Origin of the sequence: Kitasatospora sp. NBC_01539 (assembly GCF_045040525.1) — a bacterium.
Lineage (GTDB): Bacteria > Actinomycetota > Actinomycetes > Streptomycetales > Streptomycetaceae > Kitasatospora.
Genome location: NZ_CP109390.1, coordinates 1,760,351 through 1,773,980 on the forward strand (window position 1 = coordinate 1,760,351; position 13,630 = coordinate 1,773,980).

Annotated in this window: 13 protein-coding genes; 6 read left to right on the forward strand and 7 right to left on the reverse strand. The window is 74.2% G+C overall.

Going from position 1 to position 13,630, the window contains the following annotated elements; genetic code table 11:
- Positions 1–126: 126 nt before the first annotated feature.
- Positions 127–1,335 (forward strand): glycoside hydrolase family 6 protein, encoded by a 1,209-nt coding sequence (locus OG335_RS07420; protein ID WP_405010221.1) that lies wholly within the window; start codon positions 127–129, stop codon positions 1,333–1,335.
- A 200-nt stretch (positions 1,336–1,535) separates the two neighbouring features.
- Here the strand turns inward: OG335_RS07420 and OG335_RS07425 are convergent, their stop codons facing one another.
- From OG335_RS07425 to OG335_RS07435, 3 genes are all read right to left on the reverse strand, one after another.
- Positions 1,536–2,057 carry a hypothetical protein gene (locus tag OG335_RS07425; RefSeq protein WP_405010222.1) on the reverse strand — a complete coding sequence of 174 codons (522 nt, stop codon included), beginning with the start codon at positions 2,055–2,057 and terminating at the stop codon, positions 1,536–1,538.
- 171 nt (positions 2,058–2,228) lie between these two features.
- Entirely contained in the window at positions 2,229–2,537 is a 309-nt protein-coding gene (locus OG335_RS07430; protein ID WP_405010223.1) for a cupin domain-containing protein, read from the reverse strand.
- Positions 2,538–2,792: 255 nt separating this feature from the next.
- Complete coding sequence (locus OG335_RS07435) at positions 2,793–4,640, reverse strand: cellulase family glycosylhydrolase (protein ID WP_405010224.1); 1,848 nt, start codon at positions 4,638–4,640, stop codon at positions 2,793–2,795.
- Positions 4,641–5,138: 498 nt separating this feature from the next.
- Between OG335_RS07435 and OG335_RS07440 the strand changes: the two genes are divergently transcribed.
- From OG335_RS07440 to OG335_RS07455, 4 genes are all read left to right on the forward strand, one after another.
- A complete protein-coding gene (locus OG335_RS07440) occupies positions 5,139–5,798 on the forward strand; it encodes a transcriptional regulator (RefSeq protein ID WP_405010225.1) in 660 nt (219 codons plus the stop codon).
- Between the two features lie 147 nt (positions 5,799–5,945).
- Positions 5,946–6,602 carry a DUF6629 family protein gene (locus OG335_RS07445; protein WP_405010226.1) on the forward strand — a complete coding sequence of 219 codons (657 nt, stop codon included), beginning with the start codon at positions 5,946–5,948 and terminating at the stop codon, positions 6,600–6,602.
- Positions 6,603–6,619: 17 nt separating this feature from the next.
- Positions 6,620–7,549, forward strand: a complete 930-nt coding sequence (hemC, locus tag OG335_RS07450; RefSeq protein WP_405010227.1) for a hydroxymethylbilane synthase — start codon at positions 6,620–6,622, stop codon at positions 7,547–7,549.
- Between the two features lie 98 nt (positions 7,550–7,647).
- Positions 7,648–8,877, forward strand: a complete 1,230-nt coding sequence (locus OG335_RS07455) for a saccharopine dehydrogenase family protein (RefSeq protein WP_405010228.1) — start codon at positions 7,648–7,650, stop codon at positions 8,875–8,877.
- Positions 8,878–9,113: 236 nt separating this feature from the next.
- Here OG335_RS07455 and OG335_RS07460 read toward each other — a convergent pair whose 3' ends face one another.
- The 3 genes from OG335_RS07460 to OG335_RS07470 are packed head-to-tail and all read right to left on the reverse strand — an operon-like array spanning position 9,114 to position 11,572.
- Positions 9,114–9,902: an ABC transporter permease gene (locus OG335_RS07460; protein WP_405010229.1), complete on the reverse strand. Its 789-nt coding sequence runs from the start codon at positions 9,900–9,902 to the stop codon at positions 9,114–9,116.
- A complete protein-coding gene (locus OG335_RS07465) occupies positions 9,899–10,891 on the reverse strand; it encodes an ATP-binding cassette domain-containing protein (protein ID WP_405010230.1) in 993 nt (330 codons plus the stop codon). Before OG335_RS07465 ends, OG335_RS07460 begins: the two co-directional genes overlap by 4 nt.
- Positions 10,892–10,903: 12 nt before the next feature.
- Positions 10,904–11,572, reverse strand: a complete 669-nt coding sequence (locus OG335_RS07470) for a DUF4097 family beta strand repeat-containing protein (protein ID WP_405010231.1) — start codon at positions 11,570–11,572, stop codon at positions 10,904–10,906.
- A gap of 226 nt (positions 11,573–11,798) precedes the next feature.
- On the opposite strand from OG335_RS07470, the gene OG335_RS07475 reads away from it, so the two are divergent.
- Positions 11,799–12,578 carry a helix-turn-helix domain-containing protein gene (locus OG335_RS07475; protein ID WP_405010232.1) on the forward strand — a complete coding sequence of 260 codons (780 nt, stop codon included), beginning with the start codon at positions 11,799–11,801 and terminating at the stop codon, positions 12,576–12,578.
- A 44-nt stretch (positions 12,579–12,622) separates the two neighbouring features.
- Here OG335_RS07475 and OG335_RS07480 read toward each other — a convergent pair whose 3' ends face one another.
- Positions 12,623–13,618 carry a hypothetical protein gene (locus tag OG335_RS07480; RefSeq protein WP_405015329.1) on the reverse strand — a complete coding sequence of 332 codons (996 nt, stop codon included), beginning with the start codon at positions 13,616–13,618 and terminating at the stop codon, positions 12,623–12,625.
- Positions 13,619–13,630 lie beyond the last annotated feature (12 nt).

A 13,630-nucleotide genomic window follows, 5' to 3' on the forward strand; every position in this document is an offset into this window, starting at 1 on the left:
CACCGGAGAAGCTCGGCACGACCCGGACGAACAGGACTGAATGGGAGCGCTCCCACATAACGCCCTGTCGCCGGACCCGACGCCCATGCACCCGCAGCCACCGCCCGCCCACCCCGAGGAGCCCCTGTGACACGCCCCAGCCGTCGTATCGCGGCCGCGAGCGCCGCCGTCGCCACCGCCGCGGTCTGCTGTCTGCCCGCCACCGCGTCCGCCGCTCCGGCCCAGGGCCCCGGCCGCGCGCCCGCCCCCGGCGCCTCGTTCTACGTCGACCTCGACAGCAAGGCCGCCCACCAGGCCGTCACCGACCTGAAGGCCGGCGACTACACGAACGCCCTCGCCATGGCGAAGATGGCCTCGTACCCGGTGGCGCAGTGGTTCAACGGCACGGCCACCCCGCAGGAGACCACCTCCGCGATGGCCGACCTGCAGAGCCGCGCCGCGCGGCAGCACCAGGTGCCGGTCGCCGTCGCCTACAACGTGCCCGGCCGCGACTGCTCGCAGTACTCCGCGGGCGGCGCCTCCAACTCGTCCGAGTACGCCGCCTGGATCGACGGCCTCGCCAAGGGCATCGGCAACCGGCAGACCGTCGTCGTCCTCGAACCGGACGGCCTCGCCCTCAGCCCGACGTTCTGCGGCGGCACCGCCCAGCAGCAGGCCGACCGCCTCGCCGAGATCAACGGCGCCGTCGACCGGCTCGCCCGGCAGCCGCGCGCCGCCGTCTACCTCGACGCCGGCCACAGCGGCTGGCAGAACACCGGCACCATGGCGAAGATCCTCGTCGACGGTGGCGTCAACCGTGCGCAGGGCTTCTTCCTCAACGTCTCCAACTACCAGAAGGACGCCGACCTCGTCCGTTACGGCACGCAGGTCGCCAAGTGCTCCTGGTACCTCACCAACACCCCCGGCGCCGTGGCCGACGACTGCGCCAACCAGTACTGGCCGCAGGCCGACGCCGACGCGTGGTACTCCGCGCACGTGCCCGCCGACGCCGCACTGCCGCACTTCGTCGTCGACACCAGCCGCAACGGCCAGGGCCCCTGGACCCCGACCGCGACCTACCCGGACGCCCAGACCTGGTGCAACCCGCCCGCCCGCGGCCTCGGCACCCGCCCGACCGCGGACACCCGCACCCCACTCCTCGACGCGTTCCTCTGGATCAAGGTGCCGGGTGAGTCGGACGGCTCCTGCACCCGCGGCACCACCGGCGGCATCGACCCCGAGTACGGCTCCGCCGACCCGGCCGCCGGCGCGTGGTGGCCCGCACAGGCGCACGGCCTCGCCGCCGCCGCCTCGCCGGCCCTGAAGTTCAACCTGCCGGTCCCCGGCGGCCACTGACCACCCTTCCCGAGCGGCCCGGACTCCACCCACCCGGGCCGCTTCCGGGCGCCGCACGCACACCGGTTCCGTGCGGCGCCCGGCCGTTCCACCAGCCAGGCCGTTCCACCCGCCAGGCCGTTCCACCCGCCCGACCGCAGCACCCGCCCGGGCACGGGCTTGACGGGGTTCGCTCCCCGGAGCGGCCCCACCGGCCTCGCTCAGTGGGACAGCGCGCCCTTGGCGGCGACGATGACCAGGCCGAGCACGAGATTGACGAGGCCTTCCAGCACGACCTGCCGGCGTGACGCACCCGCCTTGCGGGCACCGAGGCACGACCAGCCGACCATCTGCGCGACGGCGATGCCCAGGGCGATCCAGCCGCAGGTTTCGAGGTCGATTCCGAACACCGCGCCCACGGCGATGGCGGCGGCGGGCAGCGTGGCCGCCTCGACGATCGACCACTCGTGCCGGGCGACCCTGCGGACCTCCGACCAGGGCGTCGTCTGCCCGACGAACCGCTCGCCGGCCAGGCGCGCGTAGACGTGCGCCGCCCAGAACACGAGCCCGGTGACGAGCAGCAGGACGACCAACTGCAGCCGCGGGAACTCCCCGGCGGTCCCCGCGGTGGCGACCACGGACGCCGCCAGGAGCGACCCGTAGACGGCCCCGGTGTAGTCCGTACGGGCGCTCGCGGGTTCAGGGCCTTGCGGTGCGGTCTCCCGCGCGACAGGACGGTTCACCGTCCCACCGTAAGCAGGCGACCGGGCCCCGGCGGGCACGCCGCGCGGAGGGCGTCGCGGAACGGCCCGTCCGGCCCCGACCCCGCGGTCCTCCCGCGGCGGCCGTCCGGTCGGTCCGGGCCGTTCCCCGTACCCGCGGGCCCGCGCAGAGGGCGGGCCCGGCGGCCGGGGTCAGCCCCCGAAGACCTCCACGACCACCAGCGTGCCCCGGCTGCCGGGTCTGACGGCGTGCCGCACGTTCGCCGCCACCTCGAACATCCGGCCCGGCAGCACCGTCACCTCGGTGTCCTCGACGGCGAGTTCCAGGCGGCCGTCGAGCACGAGCAGGAGCTCCGTGCAGGCGTGCCGTTCGTCCGGCAGCGCACGCCCGTCCATCCGGAGGACCTTCACGGCGGTGGTGCCGACGTGCCCCAGCAGGAGGGAGGGCCAGGCGGCCGGCGGCGCGGACGCGGTGTCGGCGAGGTCGGTGGTCGGACTCATGGGCATGCCCCTTCCGCAGGCCGCCCCCGCACCGCGGGAGGGCCGGCCGTGTGATCGGCGGATGACGGGACGCTACCCGGCCGACTGTGACGATCCGTCGACCGTTCGGTAAAACCTGATGACGAATCCGGCCGGCCGGCGCGGCGGACCGGCAACGCGGGGCGGACGGCATGCCGCCGCCCGGGAACGGGGTTCCCGGGCGGCGGAGTTGGGCCGGGTACGGGGCGGGCCAGGTGCACCGCCCCGTACCGCGGGTCAGGAGGTGGCGGTGCAGGTCGCCGTGGTGACGGCGTCGGCCGTCCCCGTACGGGTGGCCTGCACGCCGAAGGTGGTCGAACCGGCGGCCGCCAGCGCGCCGTTGTAGGCGAGGCTGTCGGCGGTCACGGTCTGGCCGGACTGCACGACGGTGGCGCTCCAGCTGCCCGAGACCTTGAGCCCGGTCGGCCACGTCCAGGCGACCCGCCAGGTCTTGGTGGGCGCCGTGCCGGTGTTGGTGACCGTGACGTTGGCGGTCAGGCCGCTGCCCCAGTCGTTGAGCGTGACCACGGCGGCGCAGCCGGAACTCGTGCCGGTGGAGGAGGTCGTGGCGGTGACGGCGGCGGAGGCGGCCGAGACGTTGCCCGCGGCGTCACGGGCGCGGACGGTGTAGGTGTACGCGGTCGCCGCGGTCAGCCCGCTGTCGGTGTACGTCGTGCCGGTCGGCGATCCGACCTTGGTGGTGCCGCGGTAGACGTCGTAGCCGACCACGCCGACGGCGTCGGTGGAGGCCGTCCAGGACAGCGAGACGCCGCTCGTGGTGGTGCCGGTGACGGTGGGGGCGCCCGGGACGGACGGCGGCGTCACGTCGCCACCGCCGCCACCGCCGCCGCCACCGCCGCCGCCGCCGAAGGCCGGGGCCTTGATGTCGGCGAGGTAGGCGTCCTTGGTGGTGTTGACCGTCGTCCAGTCGTCGTTCAGGATGCCGCCGGTGTCACCGGAGTTGGGGTTCAGCGACCAGAAGGTCCAGCTCATGCTGTCGGCGCCGTACTGGGCGGTCGGCCGCAGGTACTGCACCAGGGCCTTCAGCCACTGCTGGTCGATCGTCGACTGCAGGGTCGTGCCGAACTCGCCGACCCAGACCGGCGCGATGTTCTGCTTGAAGAGGTAGCCCCAGTTCTTGTCCCAGATCGCCGACATGTTGGCGGGGAACGACGGGTCGGAGAACCACGGCTGCTGGGCCACGCTGGTGGCGTAGTCGTGCGCCGAGTAGACGACCCGGTTCGGGACGCTGAGCTGGACGGGGTACTGTCCGGCGCCCTGGAGGTTGCCGCCCCACCAGTTGGAGCTGCCGTTGAAGCTCTGCACGCCCTCGACGAAGATCAGCAGCTTGGGGTTGGCCGAGAGCACGGCCTCGCCGCCGCGCTGGGCGGCCAGCCGCCAGTCGGTGGCGGTGTCGCCGCAGCCCCAGCAGGCCGGGTCGTGCGGCTCGTTGTGCAGGTCGATGCCGACGACCGCGGAGTTGCCGGTGTACCGCGTGGCGATGGCCTTGAGGTTGGCGAGCCAGGTCGACTCGGGCACGGCCGCGGTGTACCAAAGCGCCGACTGCCCGCCCGAGTCGGGCCGGTGGCGGTCGAGGATCACCTTGAGGCCGACGGTGCCGGAGTAGGAGACCAGCTTGTCCATCACCTGCAGCGAGTTGAGGCCGACCAGGTCGGCGTTCATGCCGCCCGAGGTGTTGATGCTCGCCGGCTGGGTGCCCTTGAAGATGTCGTCGCTGTAGGGCAGCCGGATGGTGTTGTAGCCGAGCGTCCTGATCTGGTCGATGACGCTCTTGTAGTCACGGCTCCAGAGGCCGTGCGCGACGTAGTTGCCGGTCTCGAAGCCGAACCAGTTGATGCCGGCGATGCGGACAGGCTGGTTCGCCTCGTCCAGGATCTGGCGGCCGCTCGTGTGCCAGTAGCCGGCGCCCGCCGCGGTGGCGGCGGCCGCCGCCGGTGCGGCGGCCGTGTCGGCGTGCGCGGCCTGCAGGCCGGTGGGTGCGGCGATGACCGCCGTCGCCGCGGCGAGCGCGGCGGCGGTGCGGCCGAGTCGGCGCGTCAGCCGGTGGGGCAGCTGAAGGCGCATGGTCCCGTCCTCTCTGGTGGGCTGTCCGGTGGCCGCCGCCGGGGGGAGTGGGCGGCCACCGAGCGGGTGGGGGCGTACAGGGTGCGAGCTGCAGAGATGGTGCAGGAGGCGCTGCGGGAGCGCTCCCACGCGACCGGGTCGCTCTTCTCCCGAGAGGAGCAGCCGTGCCGCTGGACGCCATCATCAAGCCAGAGGCGGAAGACTGCGTCAATACGCCCAACAGTCTTCAAGACTTGAATATTTGGGCCCGACTCACGCATGCGGGAGGACGAATCCGGCATTCGGGCGCCGAGTAGTGAACGGAGGCCTGTCGGGCACAAGTAGCCCGAAACCCCACTCTGGGAGCGCTCCCAGCAGTGCTGGCCGCACCCCGCCAGGAGCATCGCGCCACGCCACGCCGGGGCGGCCGCCCCGGCCCCGACCTCGGCCGCACCTACGCTGACCACACGACGACCGCCGTCGACCCGACGCACGGACAGCGGGAAGGGAGCACCGACCATGGGCCGCACTCCGCGCCGCGTCCTGGAGGACGTTCGTCGGGAACTCACGCCCGGGCAGCGCGAGAACCGCATGGTCTCCGCGATCGAGGCCGGACAGGCACCGTTGTCCGCCCTGGCGGAGCTCGCCGCCCAGCAGCACCGCATCCTCACGAGCGACCGGCGCAGTCTGCTCGTCCTGGCCGCCCGGTGCTCCGACACCCCGGCGGGCGACTGGTTCTCCGTGCTGGCGAACGGCGAGGGCGAGGCCCTCCGCCTGCTCGACGCGTTCGCCGTCCGCTGCGGCCTCGGCCCGCGCGAGATGGCATCGCGCCGCGCACGGCCGGGCTGCCAGGCGTACCCCTCGTACGTCGCGTGGCTCGCCCTGAACGGCGACCCGGTCGGCGTGGTGCTCGCGCTGACCGCCAACTTCGCCACCTGGGGCGGCTACTGCGCCGCCGTGGCACGCGGCCTGCGGCGGCACTACGGCTTCGACGACGCCGACTGCGCGTTCTTCGACTTCTTCGCCGCGCCCGACCCCTCCGCGGACGAGGTGGCGGTGGCCGTCCTGGAGGCGGCCGGCCTCGACGCCGCACGGATCGGCACGGGCCGCGGCTACGGCCAGGTGCTGCAGGCCTACGAGCTGATGTTCTGGAACACGCTCGCCGACCTGCCGTCCTGACCCGCCGACGGCGGACGGACATGATCGGAGGAGGGCCACCTCGGGACACCACGCATCCGGCACCACGCACCACGCACCAGGCACCAGGCACCAGGCATCAGGCATCAGGCATCGAACGTACGGCGGACCGGCCGGAGGTGGCCCCGGGTGTGCTGGAGCGCGGAGGCGGACCTCGTCGCCGGAGCCGTGGTGACCGGCCTCGGCGTGGCCTGCCTGGCCCGGGTGCGCGATCCGCGGCGGCTGCCGCTCGCCCTCCTGCCGGTGGTGCTCGGCCTGCACCAACTGGTGGAGGCGGTGGTGTGGTCGGGTGCGGAGGGGCGGGTCGGCGCGGACACCGCCACGGCGGCCCGGACGGCCTGGGCGTTCATCGCGCTCCCCCTGCTGCCGGTGCTGGTGCCGTTCGGCGTCCGGTGCGCGGCCCCGCCGGGGGCGGCCCGGCGGCGTGCCGGCTGGGCGCTCGTACTGGGCGCGGCGGTGGCGGTGCCGCTGGCGGTGGCCGTGCTGGGCGGCCCGGTCACGGCCCGGGTGCGCGGCCACACCCTGGCGTACGCCGTCGGGGTCGGCCCGGTGGTGCTGCTCACGGCGGGCTACCTGCTGGCGACGGTCGGGTCGCTGCTGACCGCCGCCGACCGGACGCTGCGCCTGCTGGGGGTGCTCGTGGGCTTCGGCGCGGTGGTGTGCGCGGCCCTGTGGCGGCTGGAGTTCGCGTCGACGTGGTGCGCGCTCGCCGCGCTCGCGTCGGTGGTGCTGGTCGGCTGGTCGGGCGGCGGACGCGGCCCGGCGCGGGCGGAGGGGCCGATCTGACGGCCTATCATGGGGGGATGTCCGACACCCTTCGCATCGTCACCCGCTCCTCCCCGATGGCGCTCGCGCAGGTCGAGCGGGTGCGCGCCGAACTCGCCCTGCTGCACCCGGGCCTGCGGACCGAGGTGGTGCCGGTGACGACCTCCGGCGACCGCTGGATGGGCGATCTCGCGGTGCTCGGCGGCAAGGGGGCCTTCACCAAGGAGGTCGACGCCGCGCTGCTGGCCGGGGAGGCCGACCTCGCCGTGCACTGCCTGAAGGACGTGCCGGCCGACCGGCCGCTGCCCGCCGGCACGGTGTTCGCCGCCTACCTGGCGCGCGACGACGTCCGGGACGCGCTCGTGCACCCCGGCGGCCTCACCCTGGACGCGCTGCCGGCCGGTACCCGGATCGGCACCTCGTCGGTGCGCCGCATCGCCCAGCTCGCCGCCGCGCACCCGCACCTGACCTGCGTGCCGATGCGCGGCAACGCCAACAGCCGGCTGGCGAAGCTCGACGCGGGCGAGGCCGACGCCCTGCTGCTGGCCGTCTCCGGCCTGGAGCGGATCGGCCTGGCCGACCGCATCAGCGAGGTGCTGGACGAGTCGGCGATGTGCCCGCCGATCGGTGCGGGCATCCTGGTGCTGCAGTGCCGCGAGGAGGACACCGCCACCGTCGAGGCCGTCGCGGGCCTGAACCATCCGCAGACCTGGCGCGAGGCCGCCGCCGAGCGGATGTTCCTGCACGTGCTGCAGGGCCACTGCAACGCGCCGATCGCCGGCTACGCCCGCGCGGGCGACGACGGCCGGCTGTCCATGCGCGGCCGGGTCTTCTCCCCGGACGGCAAGCGGGTGCTGGACGCCCACGAGTGGGCGGGCGCGCTGAGCCCGGAGGACCTGGGCACCTCGACCGCGCTCGCGCTCAAGCGGCAGGGCGCCCAGGAGCTGATCGACGGCATCGCGCACTGAGACCGGACCGCCGGGAGCGGCCCGCGGCGCCGTCGTTGACAGCGCCGCGGGCCCGCTCCTAGCGTGGCGATCCCGATTACCCGCGAGTAGGGACAGTGATGGCCACGCCGCGCCCGTACGACCTCGTCCTGTTCGGTGCCACCGGCTTCACCGGCGGGCTGACCGCCGAGTACCTCGCCCGCGCCGCGCCCGGAGGCTGCCGCTGGGCGCTCGCCGGGCGCGACGAGAAGCGGCTCGCCGCCGTACGGGCCCGGCTCGCCGCCGTCGACCCCCGCTGCGCGGACCTCCCGTTGCTGGTCGCCGACGCGGCCGACCGGGCCTCGCTGCACGCGGTCGCCGCGTCGGCGCGCGTGGTGGTGTCCACCGTGGGCCCGTACCTGCGGCACGGCGAGCCGCTCGTGGCCGCCTGCGCGGAGACCGGCACGGACTACGTGGACCTCACCGGCGAGCCGGAGTTCGTCGACCGCGTCTACCTGCGGCACCACGACCGCGCGGTGGCCTCCGGCGCCCGGCTGGTGCACGCGTGCGGCTTCGACTCGGTGCCGCACGACCTCGGCGTGCTGTTCACGGTCGACGAACTGCTGCGGCGCGGCGGCCCGGTGGGCCGGCTCGCGGTGGAGGGCTTCGTCCGGGCCGGCGGCACCGTCTCGGGCGGCACCGTCGCCTCCGCGCTCACCGCCTTCTCCCGGCCGCGGGCGATGGCGCGGGCGGCCCGCGAACGGCGGGCCGTGGAGCCCCGGCCGAAGGGCCGCCTGGTCCGTACGCCGCCCGGGGTGCCCGGGCGGTCGCGCGCGGCCCGTGCCTGGGTTGTGCCGCTGCCGACGATCGACCCGCAGGTCGTGGGACGGTCGGCGGCCGCCCTGGAGCGCTACGGCCCGGACTTCACCTACCGCCACTACGCGGCGGTGCGGCGGCTCCCGGTCGCCCTGGCCGGGGTCGCCGCCGTCGCCGGGCTGGCCGCGGCCGCCCAGCTTCCCGCGCTGCGGCGGGCACTGTCGGCGCTGCGCAGGCCTGGCGAGGGCCCGGGCCCGGAGCAGCGGGCGCGTTCCTGGTTCACCGTCAGGTTCGCGGCGCGGGCGGACGACGGGCGCTCGGTCGTCACGGAGGTGTCCGGCGGCGACCCCGGCTACACCGAGACCGCGGTGATGCTCGCCGAGGCTGCGCTCTGCCTGGCCTACGACGACCTGCCGGAGACCTCCGGCCAGCTGACCACGGCGGTGGCGATGGGACGGCCGCTGATCGACCGCCTGGTCGCCGCGGGCCTGCGGTTCGCGGTGCTGGACGCCCCGCCGGCCGCGGCACCCGGGCGGGCCACCGGTCGGCGGTGAGGTCCGCGGCCGCCGCCCGCCACAGGGTGCCCGCGGTGCCGTAGCGGGTGCTCGCGGTGCGGGTGCTCGCGGTGCGGGCGCTCCGTGCGGCTGCTCGCGCCGGGCGGACAGCGGTGCCCGTCGGGGCCGTTGCGGCCCGGGGACGCCGACGGGGCGGCGCACGCCGACACCGGGTCGGGAGTACGCCGCCCTGGGGCGAGCTGTGAGCGGGTGAGCCGGCCCACCGGCCACGGCGGTTACTTCTGGCCGCGGTTGAACGCGGTGGTCGACCAGCGGTAGCCGAGTGCGGTGAGGGCGAGGCACCAGGCGACGGCGAGCCAGCCGTTGTGGCCGATCCCGGTGCCGAGCAGCAGGCCCCGGAGCGTCTCGATGGCGGGGGTGAAGGGCTGGTACTCGGCGATGGGCTGGAACCAGCCGGGCATGGCGTCGACGGGGGTGAAGGCGCTGGAGATGAGCGGCAGCAGGATGAGCGGCATGGCACTGTTGCTGGCCGCCTCGGCGTTCGGGCTGGCCATGCCCATACCGACGGCGATCCAGGTCAGGGCGAGGGCGAAGAGCACGAGCAGGCCGAACGCGGCGAGCCACTCCAGAGCGGTGGCGTCGGTGGAGCGGAAGCCGATGGCGAGGGCGACGGCACCGACGAGCACCACGCTCGCGACGGACTGCAGCACGCTGCCGACGACGTGCCCGACGAGGACGGATCCGCGGTGGATGGCCATGGTGCGGAAGCGGGCGATGATGCCCTCGGACATGTCGGTGGCGACGGACACCGCCGCGCCGATGACGGTGCTGCCGATGGTCATCAGCAGGATGCCGGGGACGATGTAGGCGATGTAGTCGGAGCGGTCGCCACCGCCGGCGATGCCCGCGCTCATCGTGTTGCCGAAGATGTAGACGAAGAGCAGGAGCAGCATGACCGGGGTCAGCAGCAGGTTGAGGGTCAGCGACGGGTAGCGCCGCGCGTGCAGGAGGTTGCGGCGCAGCATGGTGGCGGAGTCGCGGAGGGCGGGGGCGAGGGTGCTCATCGGGTGGTCTCCTCGGACTGGTGAGGGATGGCGGCGCCGCCGGTGAGGGCGAAGAAGACGTCGTCGAGGTCGGGGGTGTGGACGGTGAGTTCGTCGGCCTCGATGCCGGCGGTGTCCAGGTGGTCGAGGGTGGTGCGCAGGGCCCGCTGGCTGCCGTCGTGGGGGATCTGCAGGGCGAGGTCCTGGTCGTTCCGGCCGGCGTCGGGCAGGGCGAGGGCGGCGTTCCGGTAGGCGGCGGGGTCGGTGAACCGCAGCCGGACGTGGCCGCCGGGGACGAGGCGCTTGAGTTCCTCGGCGGTGCCCTCCGCGGCGATCTTCCCGTTGTGGAGCACGGCGATGCGGTCGGCGAGCTGGTCGGCCTCCTCCAGGTACTGGGTGGTGAGGAGCACGGTGGTGCCGGCGGTGACGAGTTCGCGGATGATGCCCCACATGGTGTGGCGGGAGCGCGGGTCGAGGCCGGTGGTCGGCTCGTCGAGGAAGATGATGCTCGGGCTGCCGACCAGGGTCATGGCGATGTCGAGGCGGCGCTTCATGCCGCCGGAGTAGGTGGAGGCGGGCTTCTTCGCGGCCTCGGTGAGGTCGAAGCGCTCCAGGAGTTCGGCGGCGGTGCGGCGGCCCTGGTCGCGGGTGAGGTGGTGGAGGTCGGCCATGAGGAGCATGTTCTCCTCGCCGGTGATCAGGCCGTCGACGGCGGAGAACTGGCCGGTGACGCCGATCGCGGCGCGTACGGCCTGCGGGTGGGTGGCGAGGTCGTGGCCGTCGACGTGGATGTCGCCGCTGCCCGGGCCGGGGGCGGTCAGGGTGGAGAGGATGTTGACGGCGGTGGTCTTTCCGGCGCCGTTCGGGCCGAGGAGGGCGAAGACCGTTCCGCGGGGGACGGTGAGGTCGATGCCGTCGAGGACGGTCTTGTCGCCGTAGGACTTGCGCAGGCCGTTCGCGGCGATGGCGGGGGCGGTGGTGACGGGGGTGGTCGCGGCGGGGGTGGTCATGGGGGGCGCTCCTCAGAGGCTGCGGGCGGTGATGTCGCCCAGGGCGGTGGTGGCGTGGACGGTCAGGGCGGGGGTGGTGCCGGTGTTGCGGAAGGTGTTGTGGATGCGGCCGCGGGTGGTGCCGGCGTCGAGGGTGGCGGAGGTCCCGGGGGCGGCGTCGACGGTGATGTCGCCGGCGAGGGTGCTCAGGTCGGCCTCGCCGTGGACGGCCTCGGTGATGCGGATGTCGCCCTTCTGGGTGCTGATCCGGGCCGGGCCGGTGAGGCGGCCGACGGTGATGTCGCCGGCGAGGAGGGTGAGGTGGGCGCTCGTGGTCTCGTCGAGCTCGACGGTGCCCTGGGCGGCGTCGACGGTGATGTCGCCGAGGCGTCCGACGCCCCGGAGTTCGGCGGCGGCGGCCTTGGCGTCGAGGTGGGAGCCGGCGGGGAGCCGGACGGTCACCTCGACGGATCCGGACCGGCCGAGGATCCGGCTCGTGGCCGGTGCGGCCTCGATCCGCAGGACGCCGTCGGCGTACTGCACGGTGGTGTCCTCGGCGGCCTTGGTGTCGCGGCTCTTCGCGGGGTCGGCGGGGAGGATCTCGACGGTGGTGTCGGTGCCGTCGGTGGCGACGAACCGGATGCGTCCGGCGGGGATGTCGAGGACGGCGGTGATCGGGGCGGGGGTGTCGAACTTCTGCATGGTGTGCTCCTTGGACCCGTTGTTTCTGACATCGCAAACGCTACGTTGCGTTCGAGGATCCATCAAGAGACTTGTTGCGCACTAATCCCATCAGTGCAGCTCAAGAGCGCATAATCGTTGCAATGGGAGTACATCTAATGCAACGTCAGCCGCACTGCTCGTTGCAATCGGCGAAGAGTGAACGCTATGCTGGGGGCAACAGCAGGAAGCACGGAGGGAGATCGCGGTGCCGGGAGGCAGACTCACCCAGCAGGAACGCCAGCAGATCGCGGCGGGGCTGGCCGACAGCCTCGCCTACGCGGAGATCGCCAGGCGTCTCGACCGTCCCACGTCGACGATCACGCGTGAGGTGATGCGGAACGGCGGCCCCACCGGGTACCGCGCCGACCTGGCCCACCGCGCCACCGAACGCCGCACCCACCAGCGCAGGCAGCCCGCACCCCGGGGGGCGGAGGCGCCCGCACAGGCCCACGGGCGCGACGCCGAGGCCGTGCGCGAGTACGAGGAGACGTTCACGACGCTCCTCATGCAGCAGGGCCTTCCCAAGATGACGTCCCGGGTGCTGACCTGTCTCTTCACCACCGACGCGGGCAGCCTCACCGCGCCCGAGCTCGTCGAGCGCCTCCAGGTCAGCCCGGCGTCCGTCTCCAAGGCGATCACGTTCCTGGAGGGCCAGGGCCTCGTCCGCCGCACGCGCGACGAACGCCGCCGCGAGCGGTACGCCGTCGACGACGACGTCTGGTACCAGTCGATGGTCGCCGCCGCCCGGTCCAACTTCCAACTCGCCGAGACCGCACGGCAGGGCGTCCGCGTCCTCGGCGCCGACACCCCGGCCGCCACCCGGCTGGAGAACATCGCCCGCTTCGTCGACTTCGTCGGCGAGAGCATCATCCGCGCCTCGGAACAGGCCCGCGAGATCCTCTACACCAAGCCCGACGCCACCCCCGCCGCAACCCACGCCACAACCCCCGGTGCCCCGACCGAGCCGCCTTCGGACCGCGACTAGCCCGGGGCACCGCCGCGCCCGCGGGCGCGGCACATGACGGGCGGTCAGGAGGACGTGCGGCGCCTCTTCCGCAGGCTCGCCAGGCCGAGCACGACGGCCACGGCGATCAGCGCGGCCAGCGCGTGGCCGCCGCCGTCCTCGCCGTCCCCGGCGGGGGCCGCCGCTCCCCCGGCGGGCGCGGCCTGGGCCTGCCCGGAGGCCGCGGCCGGGGCGGACGGCGCCGGGTCGGCGGCCAGCGCCAGCCGCCAGACGTCGCTGCGTGCGCCCTCGCTGCCGTAGAGCACCGCGGCGCCGTCCGCGGAGAACGTCACCGACTCGCCCTGCCGCTGGAACGGCACGTCCAGGTCGCGGAGCCGTTTCGGGCCGCCGCCCTCCCAGGCGTACAGGTCGGCCGAGAAGTAGCCGCGCAGCACGAGCCGGCCGCCGTCCGGGGAGAACGCGCCGTCGGTCACCCAGGGCACGTCGGCGATCCGCCGGAAGGTGTTGACGCCGGACGGCGAGAGCACCTCCGGCCCCTGGTAGAGCCCGCCGCCGGACTGCTTCTTGCTGGCGATGTACGCCCGCCCGGTGACGGGGTGCACCATCAGCGCCTCGGCGTCGCGCGGGCCGTCCTCGTAGCGGACCTTGTAGCGGACGGCGGTGACCTTCTGGTCGCGGAGTTCGGCCGGCTCGGGGAAGGCGTAGATCCACACCTCGGGCCAGGTGCCGTCGAGGTTGTCGCCGATGTCGCCGACGTAGAGGCGGCCGTCGGGGCCGAGCGAGATCGCCTCGACGTCCCGCGGGTCGATGCCGCGCAGGGTGACGGTGGCGACCGTCCGGCCCTCGCCGTCGACGGCGTAGACGTACGGGCCGTCGTCGCTGTCGTTGTGCGTCCAGTACACGCCGGGGTGGGCGCGGCTGGCGGTGATGCCGCTCGACTCGGTGATGCGCTTGTCCTGGAGGGTGAACGCCCGCTCCGGCCGCTCGGACGCCGCGGCCGGCAGGGCGGCCGGGCCGAGCAGGGTCAGCAGCGCGGCGGTGGCGGCCGTGCCGCCGCGCATCCGCCGCAGGGT

What these genes read in the sequence shown, in the direction of transcription:
- OG335_RS07430 (WP_405010223.1), bottom strand. Translation starts at nt 2,537, where the DNA reads ATGAGTCCGACCACCGACCTCGCCGACACCGCGTCCGCGCCGCCGGCC.
- OG335_RS07435 (WP_405010224.1), bottom strand. Translation starts at nt 4,640, where the DNA reads ATGCGCCTTCAGCTGCCCCACCGGCTGACGCGCCGACTCGGCCGCACC.
- OG335_RS07440 (WP_405010225.1), top strand. Translation starts at nt 5,139, where the DNA reads ATGGGCCGCACTCCGCGCCGCGTCCTGGAGGACGTTCGTCGGGAACTC.
- hemC (WP_405010227.1), top strand. Translation starts at nt 6,620, where the DNA reads ATGTCCGACACCCTTCGCATCGTCACCCGCTCCTCCCCGATGGCGCTC.
- OG335_RS07455 (WP_405010228.1), top strand. Translation starts at nt 7,648, where the DNA reads ATGGCCACGCCGCGCCCGTACGACCTCGTCCTGTTCGGTGCCACCGGC.
- OG335_RS07460 (WP_405010229.1), bottom strand. Translation starts at nt 9,902, where the DNA reads ATGAGCACCCTCGCCCCCGCCCTCCGCGACTCCGCCACCATGCTGCGC.
- OG335_RS07465 (WP_405010230.1), bottom strand. Translation starts at nt 10,891, where the DNA reads ATGACCACCCCCGCCGCGACCACCCCCGTCACCACCGCCCCCGCCATC.
- OG335_RS07470 (WP_405010231.1), bottom strand. Translation starts at nt 11,572, where the DNA reads ATGCAGAAGTTCGACACCCCCGCCCCGATCACCGCCGTCCTCGACATC.
- OG335_RS07480 (WP_405015329.1), bottom strand. Translation starts at nt 13,618, where the DNA reads ATGCGCGGCGGCACGGCCGCCACCGCCGCGCTGCTGACCCTGCTCGGC.